The following is a 12,868-nucleotide window of genomic DNA, read 5'->3' on the forward strand; positions in this document are numbered from 1 at the left end:
TAGAATTTATAAATTAACTTCGTAAAAGAATATCATTTATCAATCATCATCTATAATTTTATGAAAATAATTATCCACGGCGGTTTTTTCTCTGAAAGCAACCAAAGTCATGAAGTAAAAACAGCAAAACAGAACTCTTTAAAAGAAATTGCTCAAAAATCGTTTGAGTATCTTACAACTCATTCTGCATTTGATACGGTTGCCTATGCCGTTTCATTACTGGAGGATGATCCTTTATACAATGCAGGAATCGGTTCTCAGATCCAGAGTGATGGTGTTATCCGTATGAGTGCTGCCATTATGAACGGAAATACTCAGAGACTAAGTGGTGTAATTAATATTCAAAATGTACAGAACCCTATTTTTGTGGCTAAAGATCTTATCAATGAAGATGACAGGGTTTTAGGAGGAAATGGTGCCAAGATCTATGCTACAGAGAATGGATTTGAGAATTTTTCTACGGAGATTCCTCAGAGAAGAAAAGAATATGAAGCTAAACTTGCCAATGGAGGTAAGGGAACTGTGGGCTGTGTAGCCATTGATCAGGAAGGAAAACTAGCTGTTGCCACCTCTACTGGAGGGAAAGGTTTTGAGATTCCAGGGAGAATTTCGGATTCTGCCACAGTGGCCGGAAATTATGCCAATGCTTTTTGTGCAGTAAGCTGTACCGGCGTAGGTGAAGATATTGTGAGTAATGCTACTGCTGCAAAAATTGTAACGAGAGTTACAGATGGTATGAGTCTCGAACAGGCTTTCAGCAAGACATTTGATGAACTTGCAGCCATTGATGGGTTTGCAGGCGCTATTGCTATTGATAAAGAGGGAAATATTTATCATCAGGATTCATATCCTACTATGGTTTTCGCCAGTTTTGATGGTGAAAATTTTGAAGTCTTCTCTTAAATTTAACATTTTTTTATAAGTCCAGTTATTTTTTTGGCACGTATTTTACATTATTCATAACAACAAATTTTAATATTAATACATAAAAAAATAGAAATCATGGGAAACAAGACAAAAGGATTATTAGCTTTACTAGGATTAGGTGCATTAGCTTATTGGAAATATAAGAATTCAAGCCCTGAAGATCAACAAGCTGTAAAAGATAAAATCAATACTGCAAAAGACAATCTTAACAAATGGGGAAATGATCTTAAAAGCAAAGCCAATGATGTTGCTTCCCAGGTTCAGAATAAAGTAGACGAAGTAAAGACAAAAGCAGAGGATTCCCTAAGCTAATCAACACAGAGCAGTTTTTTTAACATTCATATATAGGAAAAAGTCATCGTAGTAGTACTACGGTGACTTTTTATTGTAATGCAACCCTTAAGGTTTTATTTTTTCTGTGCTATAAGCGCATATACAAGAGGTATTTTATTTCCAAACTGTGGAATTCTCCATTTTCCTGTTTCAAATTCTTCTACATGCCTGAAACAAGGATACGGCGACCAGTCAAACTCCCGGAAAGTATTCGGTTGTAAATCTTTTTTTATCAAATTATCGAGAACTTCTGATAAAGAGTGATTCCACATGACATATTCCTCTTCAATAGGTGCCGACTGATCCGCATAAGTACCTTCATAGGTTTCTACAATCGGTTTCTCATTGAAATAATTGTAAGCCACTTTTGTAAAGTCATCATCAAACATCCAGACAACAGGGTGAAATTCTGCCATCATGAATTTCCCTTCCGGTTTTAAAAAATGATTGATAATTCCAGCCCATTTTTCAAGATCGGGAAGCCATCCTATTGTACCGTAGCTTGTATACACAATATCAAATTTCTGATCCAGAACGTTCGGCAAATTATATACATCTGAACAGATAAACTCTGTATCTGTACCACATTTCTGTGCAAGCTCTCTGGCAGTCTCAATAGCTTTATCAGAAAGGTCTATTCCGGTAACTTTAGCTCCCATTCTTGACAAAGAGATAGAATCCTGACCGAAATGGCACTGCAAATGCAGAATAGTTTTCCCTGTTATATCTCCCAGAAGATCAAGTTCTATTGAGTTCAGAGAAGTTCTTCCTTTTAAAAATTCATCCACAAAGTAGAAATCCGATTTCAGATGAGGTTCTACTTTAGCGTTCCATGATTTTTTATTGATTTCTAAGTAATTTTCCATGATTTTAGTTTAAAAAGTGTTAGTGATTTTTATTATTCAGTATACACCAATCATAATTTTTCCATCAATTTTTTCTTTTGCTCAAGAAACTCCTCTTCGCTTAATACTCCGGCTTCTTTTAATCTTCCCAATTGTTCTAACTGATCTAAAACACTAGGTTCAACTTTGCCCTGAAAATGTGTTTCCCGGCGTGACATAAAATCTCTTACTTTTTCGCAAAACAGCTCAGCATGGTACTTTCCTACTCCATCAATCTCTACAATATCATCAGTAACCTGAATATCTATAGAAGCCAGTAAGAATTCTTTTTCATATTGTATGGAGCTTATTTTGCTGTAAGAAAAGTCTTCTACTTTCAATCCGTACATGAATTCCTTATCTACAAAAATCAGCCTTCTCTCTGTAGCTACTAAGATGATATGATGGTTGTTCAGTTTGTTTCTGCCTTCTACGAGATAGACAATTCTTTCGTCTGATGATAGGATATCCGGCAATTCATGAATTTCTTTCCGGGCAAATATGGTAGGGCTGATATCGAGATTTTTAAGCTCATCTCTTATTTCGTCAAGTCTTGATTTTTCACTCATAGCATTAGTTTATAGGTCTAATTTACTGTTTATTAACAATAAAAATTTAATTCAATGATAATATTAATCTTCTGAGGGTATCACAATGGAAGTATGCAGACTGTATAGCTTCCAGCCTAAGGTTTCATACAATAGTTTTCCTTCATCCGTGGCCACTAAAAGATTATTGGGACATCCTTTGGACAAAGCGATCTTCTCCAATTCTTTCAATAAAAAACGGGCAAGCCCTTTCCTTTGATGATTTTTTTCGGTAATGATCCTGTCATAAATAGCACAATCATCTATAAGAGAGACACGGCCTATGGAAGCTAGTTCACCATTTTCGGCTACAATTCTGATCACAAAGGTTGTATTATATTCAGAAAACTCAAGGTGATATCCTTCTGCAAGACTGGTTTCCGGAAATTCCATCGGGTGAAAACAGGTCATCATATATCCTTGTGACTGCAGTTGCCATCTTTCAGGGATTTTACTGATAAATTCATCAGGAGAAGTGGATACTTTCAGATAAATCCAGGGCTCATCAATGGAAGCAGCAAGCTTGAAAAAATCATCATTAAGCGCAGGAAATACGAAACGTTCTTTCTGTTTTTCATCTCCTACAGTCACATGAAATCCTGATTTATAGGACACAGGAAAAGATGTTTCTCTTGACAGGCACCATCCTTTCAGCCAGTTTTCAACTATTTTTGAAGATACTTTATCCTTCATGATTTGGTGTTAAAAGTTTTATTTTAATTGCTCCAATAATTTCTTTTTTTGCTCTGCAAATTCCGCATCGGTTAAAATTCCGTTCTCTCTCAGCTTTCCTAATTTCTCAAGCTGATTAAAAACTTCTTCTGATGAAACTGAAACACTTTTGTTTGCAGAGCCGATTTGTTTTGAAGGTTGTTCCTGAGGACTATTATAAGTATTTTTTATCTTATCGTAGAATTTTTCTGCATCATCTTTATCCATGAAACATTCAAACTCTACCACTCTTTCATCAAGATGCAGCTTAATAATGGGTGATCTCGGATCTGTTACAAAGCTTACAGCTTTAATGGTTTCATTAGGGTAATCATTGATTTTTGCATCGCCAAACATAGCTTTTGATACAGAAATTAATCTCGTAGGAGTTGCCACTAATATTCCGGCAGCTAAGGTATTGGCAAACTGTGCATCTGTAATTGCGATGATCTGTTCTTCTTCAGAGATAAGATAAGGAAGTTCTTTGATTTCTCCTTTGGTAAAGATGGAAAGGTTCGCATTCAGCATTTCCAGTTCATTCTTTATTTTCTGGTGTCTTCGTTTGTAAACCTCTTTTGAGATTTGACGAGAACCGTAATTTACTGCTGCAGGAAGATTCGATTCTGTCGTTATGACAGCCTGAACTATTTCAGTTTTTTCTGCACTCAGCATGGTATTGATATCATTAATGCTGAATTTATTAAGGTTGTAAAGCAACTCATCATTGATATCGGTTACTTTATTTAAACATTTATTGCATAAAACATTACCGTCTGAAAGCTTATTTGCTCCCAAAAGCGTATCCATAGATGTTAATTCTGTAGTACACAATGCACAATTATTGCTCATTTCTTCTTCTTTTATAATTTATCAAGCAATTTTTTCTTTTGCTCTGCAAACTCTTGCTCTGTTAAAATTCCGTTTTCTCTCAGTTTTCCCAATTTTTCCAGCTGTTCAAAAATTGTATTTGAATCTTCTTGAGCTGCAGAATATACATCTTCTTGTACCAGATCCGGAATTGTTTGAGTAAATGCCTGTAATGGACTAGAATCTTGTCTGAATTCATTTTCAGTATAAGTTGTACTTCTGCTTTGAACATTGGAAAATGCTCTTCCATCATTTTTATTATGCAGTTTAAACTGTGCAGCACCTCTATAGGTATTGATTTTCAACACAGAATACAAAAGACTTTCAGTATGATCGATAGAAGAGATATCCTGAATGAAGAATTCATTTTTTGCAACACCACCCAGAAATTTTTTATCAATAAAAGCAATTCTCTTTTGGGTTGAAAATATAATTCCTTCTCTGTTACTCTGAAGGTCTATGCCTTCTGCAATAGCCAATAATCTTTCATCTCTATCCAACACATTAGCCAATTCATTCACTTCCTCATTCGCCAAAACGCTCAGTCTTGCATTAAGTGCAACAATCTGATCTTTTATTTCATCTAATCTGGTAGGCGCATCATATTGGTAGTGATTGTTAGTCGCAGACTGAGAACCTCCCGCATTCTGACTCGCATCAATTTTACTTTTCAGAATCATTCCTGTAATTTCTGCAAAATAGAATTGGTCAAGATTATTGATGAGGTCTCTATTGATCCTAATGGCTTTAGTAAAACATCCTGCACACAAGTAACCGCCATCAGCAAGTTTATTTTTACCCACGGACATATCAGTAGCTGTTAGTGGTGTTCCACACAATGCACAAATAATATTCATCTGGTTTTTATGTTTAAAAGTTTTTATGAATACAGAGCATCATTTTTACCCTGTCTTATAACGTCGACTCCAAATTACAAATTCTGGACCGATTGTAAAGATCAAAAGTATTTAAATCTTAGCATCCATCAAACAAAACAACCACAAAATTACTTTTGTGGTTGTTTTGTTTTTTATAGGTATTTACTATTATTCTCCTAAAAACTCTTCTAAAGAAACAGTTTTCTGTTCTCCAGCCTCAAGGTCTTTGAAAGTAACTGTATTATTTTTAATTTCTTCTTCACCCAGGAAAACAAGATTCTTTATGCCTTTCTTTTCAGCGTAGGTAAACTGTTTGTTGATCTTTGCATTTTCAGGATATAATTCAGCTGAAATACCTTTTGCTCTTAGCTTCATGATCAATTTTAAAGCTTCTGTGATCCCTTCTCCACCGAAATTGGCAAACAGATATTCTATTTTGGCTGATGCTTCTTCAGGGAAAAGATTTAATTCTTCCATTACCAGATAAATTCTGTCTAACCCGAATGAAATTCCAATTCCCGGAATGTTTTTCACTCCAAAAACTTCAGTCAGGTTATCATATCTTCCACCACCTCCAATGGAACCCATGGCAACCTCATCTGCTTTCACTTCGAAAATAGCTCCGGTGTAATAGTCCAGACCTCTTGCCAAAGTAATATTGAAAACCAGGTTTTGAATATCCACACCAAGGTTCAGAGATTGGGTAAGAACAAATTCAAGCTCTTCTACTCCTTTCAGACCAATTTCATTTCCTGCAAATTTTTCTTTCAACTGAAGAAGGTTTTCCAGTGCATCATCTGACTGGCTGAATAAGAAATCCAGTTTATCAATAGATTCCTGAGAAATTTCTCTTTCCAATAACTCTTTTACAACTCCGTCTTTCCCAATCTTATCCAGTTTATCCAATGCTACAGTGAAATCAATCAGTTTATCTGTGATTCCTGCATATTCTGCCAATCCGGAAAGAATCTTTCTGTTGTTCATATGAATGGTTACGGGAACTTTCAGATCAGCAAAAGACTTCAGATACAACTGAACCAGCTCCACTTCCTGTAATAAACTCTCACTTCCTACTACATCAGCATCACACTGATAAAACTCTCTGAATCTTCCTTTCTGAGGTCTGTCTGCTCTCCAAACCGGTTGGATCTGAGAACGTTTGAAGGGAAACGTCAGTTTACCATGATTCATTGCCACGAATCTTGCAAAAGGTACAGTAAGGTCATAACGAAGGGCTTTATCTGTAAGACTTTCCGCACTGAATGGTTTGTCTAATGCTTTTTGAAAGTCATGAAGCATCTGATTCTTTTTCTCTTCTTTTGCTTCATTGATACTTGAATTTAAAATTTTAAAAATCAAGCGATCACCTTCTTCTCCGTATTTTCCTGTCAACGTAGAAAGGTTTTCAAAACTTGGAGTTTCCAATGGCTGAAAACCGAATAATTCAAAATTATTCTGTAAAATATTGATAATATATTTTCTTCTGGAAACTTCCTGTGCCGTAAAATCTCTCGTCCCTTTTGCTAAACTTGGCTTCATTTGTTGTATGTCATTTTGATAAATGCAAAAGTAAGGAATTGAAAGGAATTTTACATAGTATAAAAAGCTGAAGAAAGACTTCCCTCAGCTTTTCCTTTAATATTATCAATTATTCCAAAAAATCATACGCTTTCAAGAATCTCCAGGATTTCTTCACCATAATTTTCAATCTTATGCTTTCCGAACCCTTTGATTTCAAGTAACTCCTCTTTCCTGGCAGGTCTATACTTGGCTACAGATATCAGTTCTTTATTACTCGCAATGAAATAAGTGGGAAGATTCTGCTCCCTGGCCTTTTCTGATCTCCAGAGTTTCAAAGCATCCAGAATCTTTTCTTCATCTGTATTCAAAAGATCATTTTCTGCAGAATATTTAATTGCCTTAGGCTCTTTTACTGTATTTTTTGTCAGTTTTAAATCTTCAAAATACAATATTACAGACCAATATTTTTCTTCACTCACAAAAGCTGTTTCTACTTTCATGATCTCATTGCCTTCCAGAAAATCATCCAGCATTTTCTGATCTTTATAGAGAAACTCTTCTGGCAACCTGATTTTAAAAATTTTCACTCTCATCATTTGTGTTTTTTAAATTATTTTCCTCCTAGCAACAGGATTTCATCTACACGAATTTCCGTGATATACCGCTTCACCCCATCCTTATCATCATAAGATCTGTAGGTAAGCTTTCCTTCAATAGCTATTTCTTTTCCTTTGGTAACATACTTTTCAAAAATTTCTGCTGTTTTCCCAAAGGCAATCAGATTGTGCCATTGTGTTTCTTCTACCTTTTCTCCTTTAGCATTCGTGTAATGATCACTGGTGGCTAAGGATACACTTGCTTTTACGTTTCCATTGTCGAAGTTTACCATTTCAACTTCTTTTCCTGTGTAACCAATTAATGTTACTTTGTTTCTTAGTGACATAACTTTTATATTTTAAAGATTAATAATTCAGATAAGAGACGTTCACTGTTTTTCTCAAATCTCTGTTGCAAAGATTGCAATGGTTCCTATTTATAGTCGGTTATAAACTATTTAAATCCATTTGTAGTCGTTTGTAGTCGGATAATATTTATTTTAGGAATCTTTAAAATCTTTGTTCATCACTTATTGACAAGTTTCTTCAAGTTTCTTATTAAAAAAAATTAATGATGAACTTTCATAAAAAATTCATCAAGTTTATTTCTTTTCTTAACTTTGTGTAAGTGAAAAGAGCTTTATCCATATTCTTTCTTATCATATTCCTATCTACCAGTAGCATAGGTGAACAACTCTTGAAGCTCCCGGAACTTATAGAACATTTTTTATTGCATCAGGAAGAACATGATGATGAAGCCAGTTCTTTTATCGGATTTTTGAAAGAACATTATTCTTATAACAACTCTCATTACAACTCAGCAAAACACAGTCATAAGAATCTACCTTTTAAAAGTATAGATGCTCATGCTCCTCATATTGCTGTGTTCAATTTTCAGATCAGTACGTTTTCTTTTTTAAAGACTATTGCTGAGATTAAAGAGAAACCTCTATATTATACAAATTCCTTTATACCTTCTGCCCACCTCAAAGGCATTTGGCAACCTCCACGTTCTTGTTAATCATTTTACATTCTCAGAAGAAGTTTTCTTTTGAGCCATTACACGTTCGGCTTATGTCGATACGGATGTTTAATGCTTAACAAATAAAATATGCTTAATAAAATAATTGAGTTTTCTATTAAGAATAAACTCATTATCGGGCTTTTTATCATAGTCTTAATAGGTTATGGGGTGTATGAAGTGAAAAAACTCCCCATAGATGCAGTTCCCGATATCACAGATAATCAGGTGCAGATAATTACTGTTGCACCGTCTCTTGGAGCTCCGGATGTAGAGCGATTAATTACATTTCCCATTGAACAGGTCAATAATAATATTCCCGGATTAAAATCACTTCGAAGTTTTTCCAGATTCGGATTATCAGTAGTAACAATAGTTTTTGATGATAATACAGACATCTACTGGGCAAGACAACAGGTTTCTGAAAGACTACAGCAGGTACAGAACCAAATACCCAAAGAATTTGGTACGCCAACTTTAGCTCCCGTTACTACAGGCTTGGGAGAGATCTATCAGTATACTGTTCGTCCTAAGAAAGGATACGAAGGCAAATATGATGCGATGGAACTCCGTACGATTCAGGACTGGATTGTACGCCGTCAGCTTATTGGCGTTAAAGGCGTTGCCGAAGTAAGCAGTTTCGGAGGTCTTTTGAAACAGTATGAAATTGCTGTTGATCCGGCAAGATTGAAAGCTAATAATATCTCTATCAGTGATGTATTTACTGCCATAGAAAATAATAACCAGAATACAGGAGGTGCTTATATAGAGAAAGGACCAACCGCTTTGTTTATTCGGAGTGAAGGTCTTGTGGGAACTCAGGAAGATATACAGAATATTGTCGTTAAAAATCTTGACAATGGTATTCCCTTGCTTATTCGTGATATTGCTCAGGTAAGATTGGGAAGTGCTACCCGATATGGAGCAATGACCTACAATGGAGAACAGCAGGTTTCCGGTGCAGTTGTAATGATGCTGAAAGGGGCCAACAGCAACGAAGTTATCAAAAATATTAAGGAAAAAATTGATCAAATTCAAAAAAACCTTCCGGAAGGTGTTGTCATAGATGCATTTCTGGACCGTACCAAAATGGTAGATAATTCCATCAGTACAGTTACTAAAAATCTTATTGAAGGTGCATTAATTGTAGTATTTGTACTGGTATTCTTCTTGGGAAGTATGCGGGCAGGACTTATTGTAGCTTCTGTTATTCCATTATCAATGCTGATTGCAGTGATTTTGATGAATACATTTGGGGTCAGCGGAAACCTTATGAGCTTAGGCGCTTTAGACTTTGGGTTAATTGTCGATGGAGCTGTCATTATTGTGGAAGCCGTTATGCACAGGATACGACATTCAAAAGTGTATTCGGGTATCAATATTCTATCTCAAAAACAGATGGATGCTGAAGTGCTGGGTACTTCAGCAAGAATGAGAAATGCAGCCATATTCGGTGAAGCCATTATTTTAATTGTTTATCTCCCGATTTTTGCTTTAAAAGGAATTGAAGGGAAAATGTTTACTCCAATGGCTCAAACAGTCGCTTTTGCATTGGCAGGTGCATTTGTGTTATCATTAACCTATGTTCCTATGATGACTGCTTTATTTTTAAGTAAAAAAGTTCAGGTAAAGGAAAATTTCTCTGACAGGATTATGGCAAGGTTGGAAAAGTCCTACAAAGATCTCTTGGAGAAAGTTCTTGGAATTCCAAAAGTTATTCTGGCTTCAGTTGTTGCCATGTTTGTTGTCGCTATTTTCATTTTGTCAACATTAGGAGGCGTATTTATTCCATCATTACCGGAAGGTGATTTTGCAGTGGAAACCCGTGTTTTACCCGGAAGCAATGTGAATACATCTATTGATGCCGTTTCAAAAGGTTCCAAAATTATACTGGAGAAATTCCCTGAAGTTGAAAAAGTAGTTGGGAAAACAGGAAGCAGTGAAGTTCCAACCGATCCAATGCCCATTGATGCTACAGATATGATGATTATTCTTAAAGACAGAAAAGAATGGAAATCCGCAGATACTTATGAAGAATTAGAAGAAAAAATGGCAAAGGAATTAGAAGCTGTTCCAGGGGTAACTTTCAGTTTTCAGTATCCCGTTGCTATGCGTTTTAACGAACTTATTTCGGGAGCAAGGCAAGATGTTGTCTGCAAAATTTTCGGAGAAGATTTGGATACATTAGCAAAATATGCAGCCCAATTAGGGAAAATTGTAGGTTCAGTTCAAGGAAGCAGCGGTGTTTATGTAGAAGCAGTTACCGGAATGCCTCAGATCGTCATTAAATTTAACAGATCAACGATTGCTCAATATGGTCTGAATATTAAAACGGTAAATAATATCGTGAATTCTGCCTTTGCAGGAGCTGTTGGCGGAACTGTTTTCGAAGGCGAAAAACGCTTTGATCTTGTAGTAAGATTATCGGGAGATAAAAGACAAAATCTTGAGGATGTTTAGAATTTATTGGTATCAACACCTAATGGGCAGCAGATTCCTTTGAGTTCAATTGCAGATGTCAATATTATTGAAGGACCTAATCAAATCCAAAGAGAAAATTCACAACGCAGAATTATCGTTGGTTTCAATGTCAGAGGAAGAGATGTACAGACTATGGTTCAGGAACTACAGAATAAAGTTGAAACACAAATGAAACTTCCTCCTGGCTATTATGTGACATATGGTGGTGCTTTTGAAAATCTACAGGAAGCAAAATCAAGATTATTTATTGCCGTTCCGGTAGCTTTAACTCTAATTCTTATTCTATTATATTTTGCTTTTAACTCTATGAAACAGGCCTTTTTAATCTACACAGCAATCCCACTTTCGGCTATCGGCGGAGTTTTTGCGCTTGCTCTAAGAGGAATGCCTTTAAGTATCTCTGCAGGAATTGGATTCATTGCATTATTTGGAGTTGCAGTATTAAACGGAATCGTTCTGATATCGGAATTTAACCGACTCAAAAAAGAGGGAATGACCAACTTGCGTGACATTGTTCTTGAAGGAACAAAAGTCCGTTTAAGACCTGTTTTGATGACTGCTTTTGTAGCATCGTTAGGTTTCTTACCTATGGCTTTAAGTACCGGAGAGGGCGCTGAAGTACAAAAACCTTTGGCCACAGTAGTTATTGGAGGGCTCATCGTGGCGACGTTCCTTACTCTTTTTGTATTACCAATTCTCTATATAATGGTGGAAAAAAGAAAATTTACATTCAAAAGAAATTCTGGTAAAAAACTCTTTTTTGTATGTCTATTTCTAGGACTTTTCAGTGTAAAAGCACAATCAATCATATCTTTAAAAGAAGCAACAGATATTGCGCTTGAAAACAATTTGTCCGTGAAAAACGAAAAATTGAGAGCTGATTATAATAAAATTCTTATCAAATCGAATGCGCTTATTCCAGCAACCAATCTTACTGCAGAAGTTGGACAAATCAACAGTTTCTACACAGATATAAGAGCCGGGATTTCTCAATCAGTAGATTTTCCGAAAGTTTATTCAGCTCATAAAAATCTTTTGACTGAAGTTTGGAAAAACAGTGTACTAAACGTTGGTGTTAAAGAGGCACAACTTCGTAAGAGTGTTGCCCAGGTATATTATAATCTGGTCTATCTTCAGCAGAAGAAAAGCCTGCTTCAGGAAAATGATGCATTATACGCAGAATTTCTTAATAAGGCTCATCTTCGTTTTAAGGTTGGGGAAAGTAATATTTTAGAAAAAACCACTGCAGAAAATCAGCGTGGACAAATTGCTATTCAGTTAAAACAGCTGGAAAGAGATTTAGAAATTTCCCAGCTTCAGTTCCAATTATTGTTGAATACTGAAACAGCTCATACTGTAAATGTTGAAGATAATAATTTGCTTCAGCAAACCTCGTTAAACGGAGTTCCCGTTACCGAACATCCTTATCTCCAATATTTAAAGCAGAGAAAAGATATTTCTATTGCTGAAACCGAGGTTGAAAAGAGCAAACTTCTTCCAAGTCTTTCTTTGGGCTATAACATTATGGGAATGAAGGGAATGGGAGCTGATAATAAGGAATACAACAGCACACCGCGTTTTCAGTCTGTTATTGTTGGTGTTGGGATTCCTATTTTTAATGGTGGTCAGAAGGCCAAGATAAAAGCTTCTGAAGCCAATCAGGCCGTTGCTACCGCTGAATATGAATATAATCTGAAAAATTTTGAGGTCAATTATCAGTCTGCTCTGATTGAATTTCAGAAATACAATGAAGCCGTTGAGTATTACCAAAATACAGGGATGAAGCATGTACAAACGATCAATTCCACTGCTAAGAAACAGTTTTTAGGAGGAGATATCGATTATCTTCAATGGGTAATCTTAACCAATCAGGCAATTGATATTCAGAATCAATATATAGAAGCATTAAAGAACAGAAATAATAGTCTTATTGAGATTAATTCGTTCGATCCTAAATTCAATACCAATGGAAACTAAAGACCAAAGGACATTTGCTCAAAAGTTAGCAGATACTTTTCTGGCTTTGAAGCCATCATTTACATTTAATTCAAAATCAAATAAT

11 protein-coding genes and 1 pseudogene are annotated in these 12,868 nt (G+C 35.6%); 4 read left to right on the forward strand and 8 right to left on the reverse strand.

The features are described 5' to 3' along the window. Positions 1-60: 60 nt before the first annotated feature. Both NK356_RS20540 and NK356_RS20545 read left to right on the forward strand, forming a co-directional pair. Positions 61-903 carry an isoaspartyl peptidase/L-asparaginase gene (locus tag NK356_RS20540; RefSeq protein ID WP_034695509.1) on the forward strand — a complete coding sequence of 281 codons (843 nt, stop codon included), beginning with the start codon at positions 61-63 and terminating at the stop codon, positions 901-903. Between the two features lie 99 nt (positions 904-1,002). Continuing rightward, complete coding sequence (locus NK356_RS20545; RefSeq protein WP_034695510.1) at positions 1,003-1,239, forward strand: YtxH domain-containing protein; 237 nt, start codon at positions 1,003-1,005, stop codon at positions 1,237-1,239. A gap of 95 nt (positions 1,240-1,334) precedes the next feature. Here the strand turns inward: NK356_RS20545 and NK356_RS20550 are convergent, their stop codons facing one another. From NK356_RS20550 to NK356_RS20585, 8 genes are all read right to left on the reverse strand, one after another. Then, a complete protein-coding gene (locus NK356_RS20550) occupies positions 1,335-2,126 on the reverse strand; it encodes a bifunctional 2-polyprenyl-6-hydroxyphenol methylase/3-demethylubiquinol 3-O-methyltransferase UbiG (protein WP_034695511.1) in 792 nt (263 codons plus the stop codon). A gap of 50 nt (positions 2,127-2,176) precedes the next feature. Further along, positions 2,177-2,713, reverse strand: a complete 537-nt coding sequence (locus NK356_RS20555; RefSeq protein WP_253317914.1) for a PH domain-containing protein — start codon at positions 2,711-2,713, stop codon at positions 2,177-2,179. 63 nt (positions 2,714-2,776) lie between these two features. Then, positions 2,777-3,424, reverse strand: coding sequence for a GNAT family N-acetyltransferase (locus NK356_RS20560; RefSeq protein WP_034695514.1), 648 nt, complete (start codon positions 3,422-3,424; stop codon positions 2,777-2,779). 18 nt (positions 3,425-3,442) lie between these two features. Next, entirely contained in the window at positions 3,443-4,291 is an 849-nt protein-coding gene (locus NK356_RS20565) for a PH domain-containing protein (RefSeq protein WP_253317915.1), read from the reverse strand. Positions 4,292-4,302: 11 nt separating this feature from the next. Further along, positions 4,303-5,166: an SHOCT domain-containing protein gene (locus tag NK356_RS20570; protein WP_253317916.1), complete on the reverse strand. Its 864-nt coding sequence runs from the start codon at positions 5,164-5,166 to the stop codon at positions 4,303-4,305. Positions 5,167-5,355: 189 nt separating this feature from the next. Then, positions 5,356-6,726, reverse strand: coding sequence for a histidine--tRNA ligase (gene hisS, locus NK356_RS20575; RefSeq protein ID WP_034695516.1), 1,371 nt, complete (start codon positions 6,724-6,726; stop codon positions 5,356-5,358). Positions 6,727-6,848: 122 nt separating this feature from the next. Next, on the reverse strand, positions 6,849-7,304 hold the full coding sequence (locus NK356_RS20580; RefSeq protein WP_253317917.1) for an HRDC domain-containing protein: 456 nt from the start codon (positions 7,302-7,304) through the stop codon (positions 6,849-6,851). A 14-nt stretch (positions 7,305-7,318) separates the two neighbouring features. Next, entirely contained in the window at positions 7,319-7,651 is a 333-nt protein-coding gene (locus NK356_RS20585; protein WP_034695518.1) for a single-stranded DNA-binding protein, read from the reverse strand. A 281-nt stretch (positions 7,652-7,932) separates the two neighbouring features. On the opposite strand from NK356_RS20585, the gene NK356_RS20590 reads away from it, so the two are divergent. After that, complete coding sequence (locus NK356_RS20590) at positions 7,933-8,325, forward strand: hypothetical protein (protein ID WP_156106442.1); 393 nt, start codon at positions 7,933-7,935, stop codon at positions 8,323-8,325. Positions 8,326-8,415: 90 nt separating this feature from the next. Then, positions 8,416-12,783, forward strand: a pseudogene (locus NK356_RS20595) (CusA/CzcA family heavy metal efflux RND transporter). Positions 12,784-12,868 lie beyond the last annotated feature (85 nt).

It is taken from the genome of Chryseobacterium sp. S0630 (assembly GCF_024158915.1).
Lineage (GTDB): Bacteria > Bacteroidota > Bacteroidia > Flavobacteriales > Weeksellaceae > Chryseobacterium.

Bases quoted from the DNA above. Each gene is read 5' to 3' on its own strand.
- NK356_RS20540 (WP_034695509.1), top strand. From the start codon at position 61: ATGAAAATAATTATCCACGGCGGTTTTTTCTCTGAAAGCAACCAAAGT.
- NK356_RS20545 (WP_034695510.1), top strand. From the start codon at position 1,003: ATGGGAAACAAGACAAAAGGATTATTAGCTTTACTAGGATTAGGTGCA.
- NK356_RS20550 (WP_034695511.1), bottom strand. From the start codon at position 2,126: ATGGAAAATTACTTAGAAATCAATAAAAAATCATGGAACGCTAAAGTA.
- NK356_RS20555 (WP_253317914.1), bottom strand. From the start codon at position 2,713: ATGAGTGAAAAATCAAGACTTGACGAAATAAGAGATGAGCTTAAAAAT.
- NK356_RS20560 (WP_034695514.1), bottom strand. From the start codon at position 3,424: ATGAAGGATAAAGTATCTTCAAAAATAGTTGAAAACTGGCTGAAAGGA.
- NK356_RS20565 (WP_253317915.1), bottom strand. From the start codon at position 4,291: ATGAGCAATAATTGTGCATTGTGTACTACAGAATTAACATCTATGGAT.
- NK356_RS20570 (WP_253317916.1), bottom strand. From the start codon at position 5,166: ATGAATATTATTTGTGCATTGTGTGGAACACCACTAACAGCTACTGAT.
- hisS (WP_034695516.1), bottom strand. From the start codon at position 6,726: ATGAAGCCAAGTTTAGCAAAAGGGACGAGAGATTTTACGGCACAGGAA.
- NK356_RS20580 (WP_253317917.1), bottom strand. From the start codon at position 7,304: ATGATGAGAGTGAAAATTTTTAAAATCAGGTTGCCAGAAGAGTTTCTC.
- NK356_RS20585 (WP_034695518.1), bottom strand. From the start codon at position 7,651: ATGTCACTAAGAAACAAAGTAACATTAATTGGTTACACAGGAAAAGAA.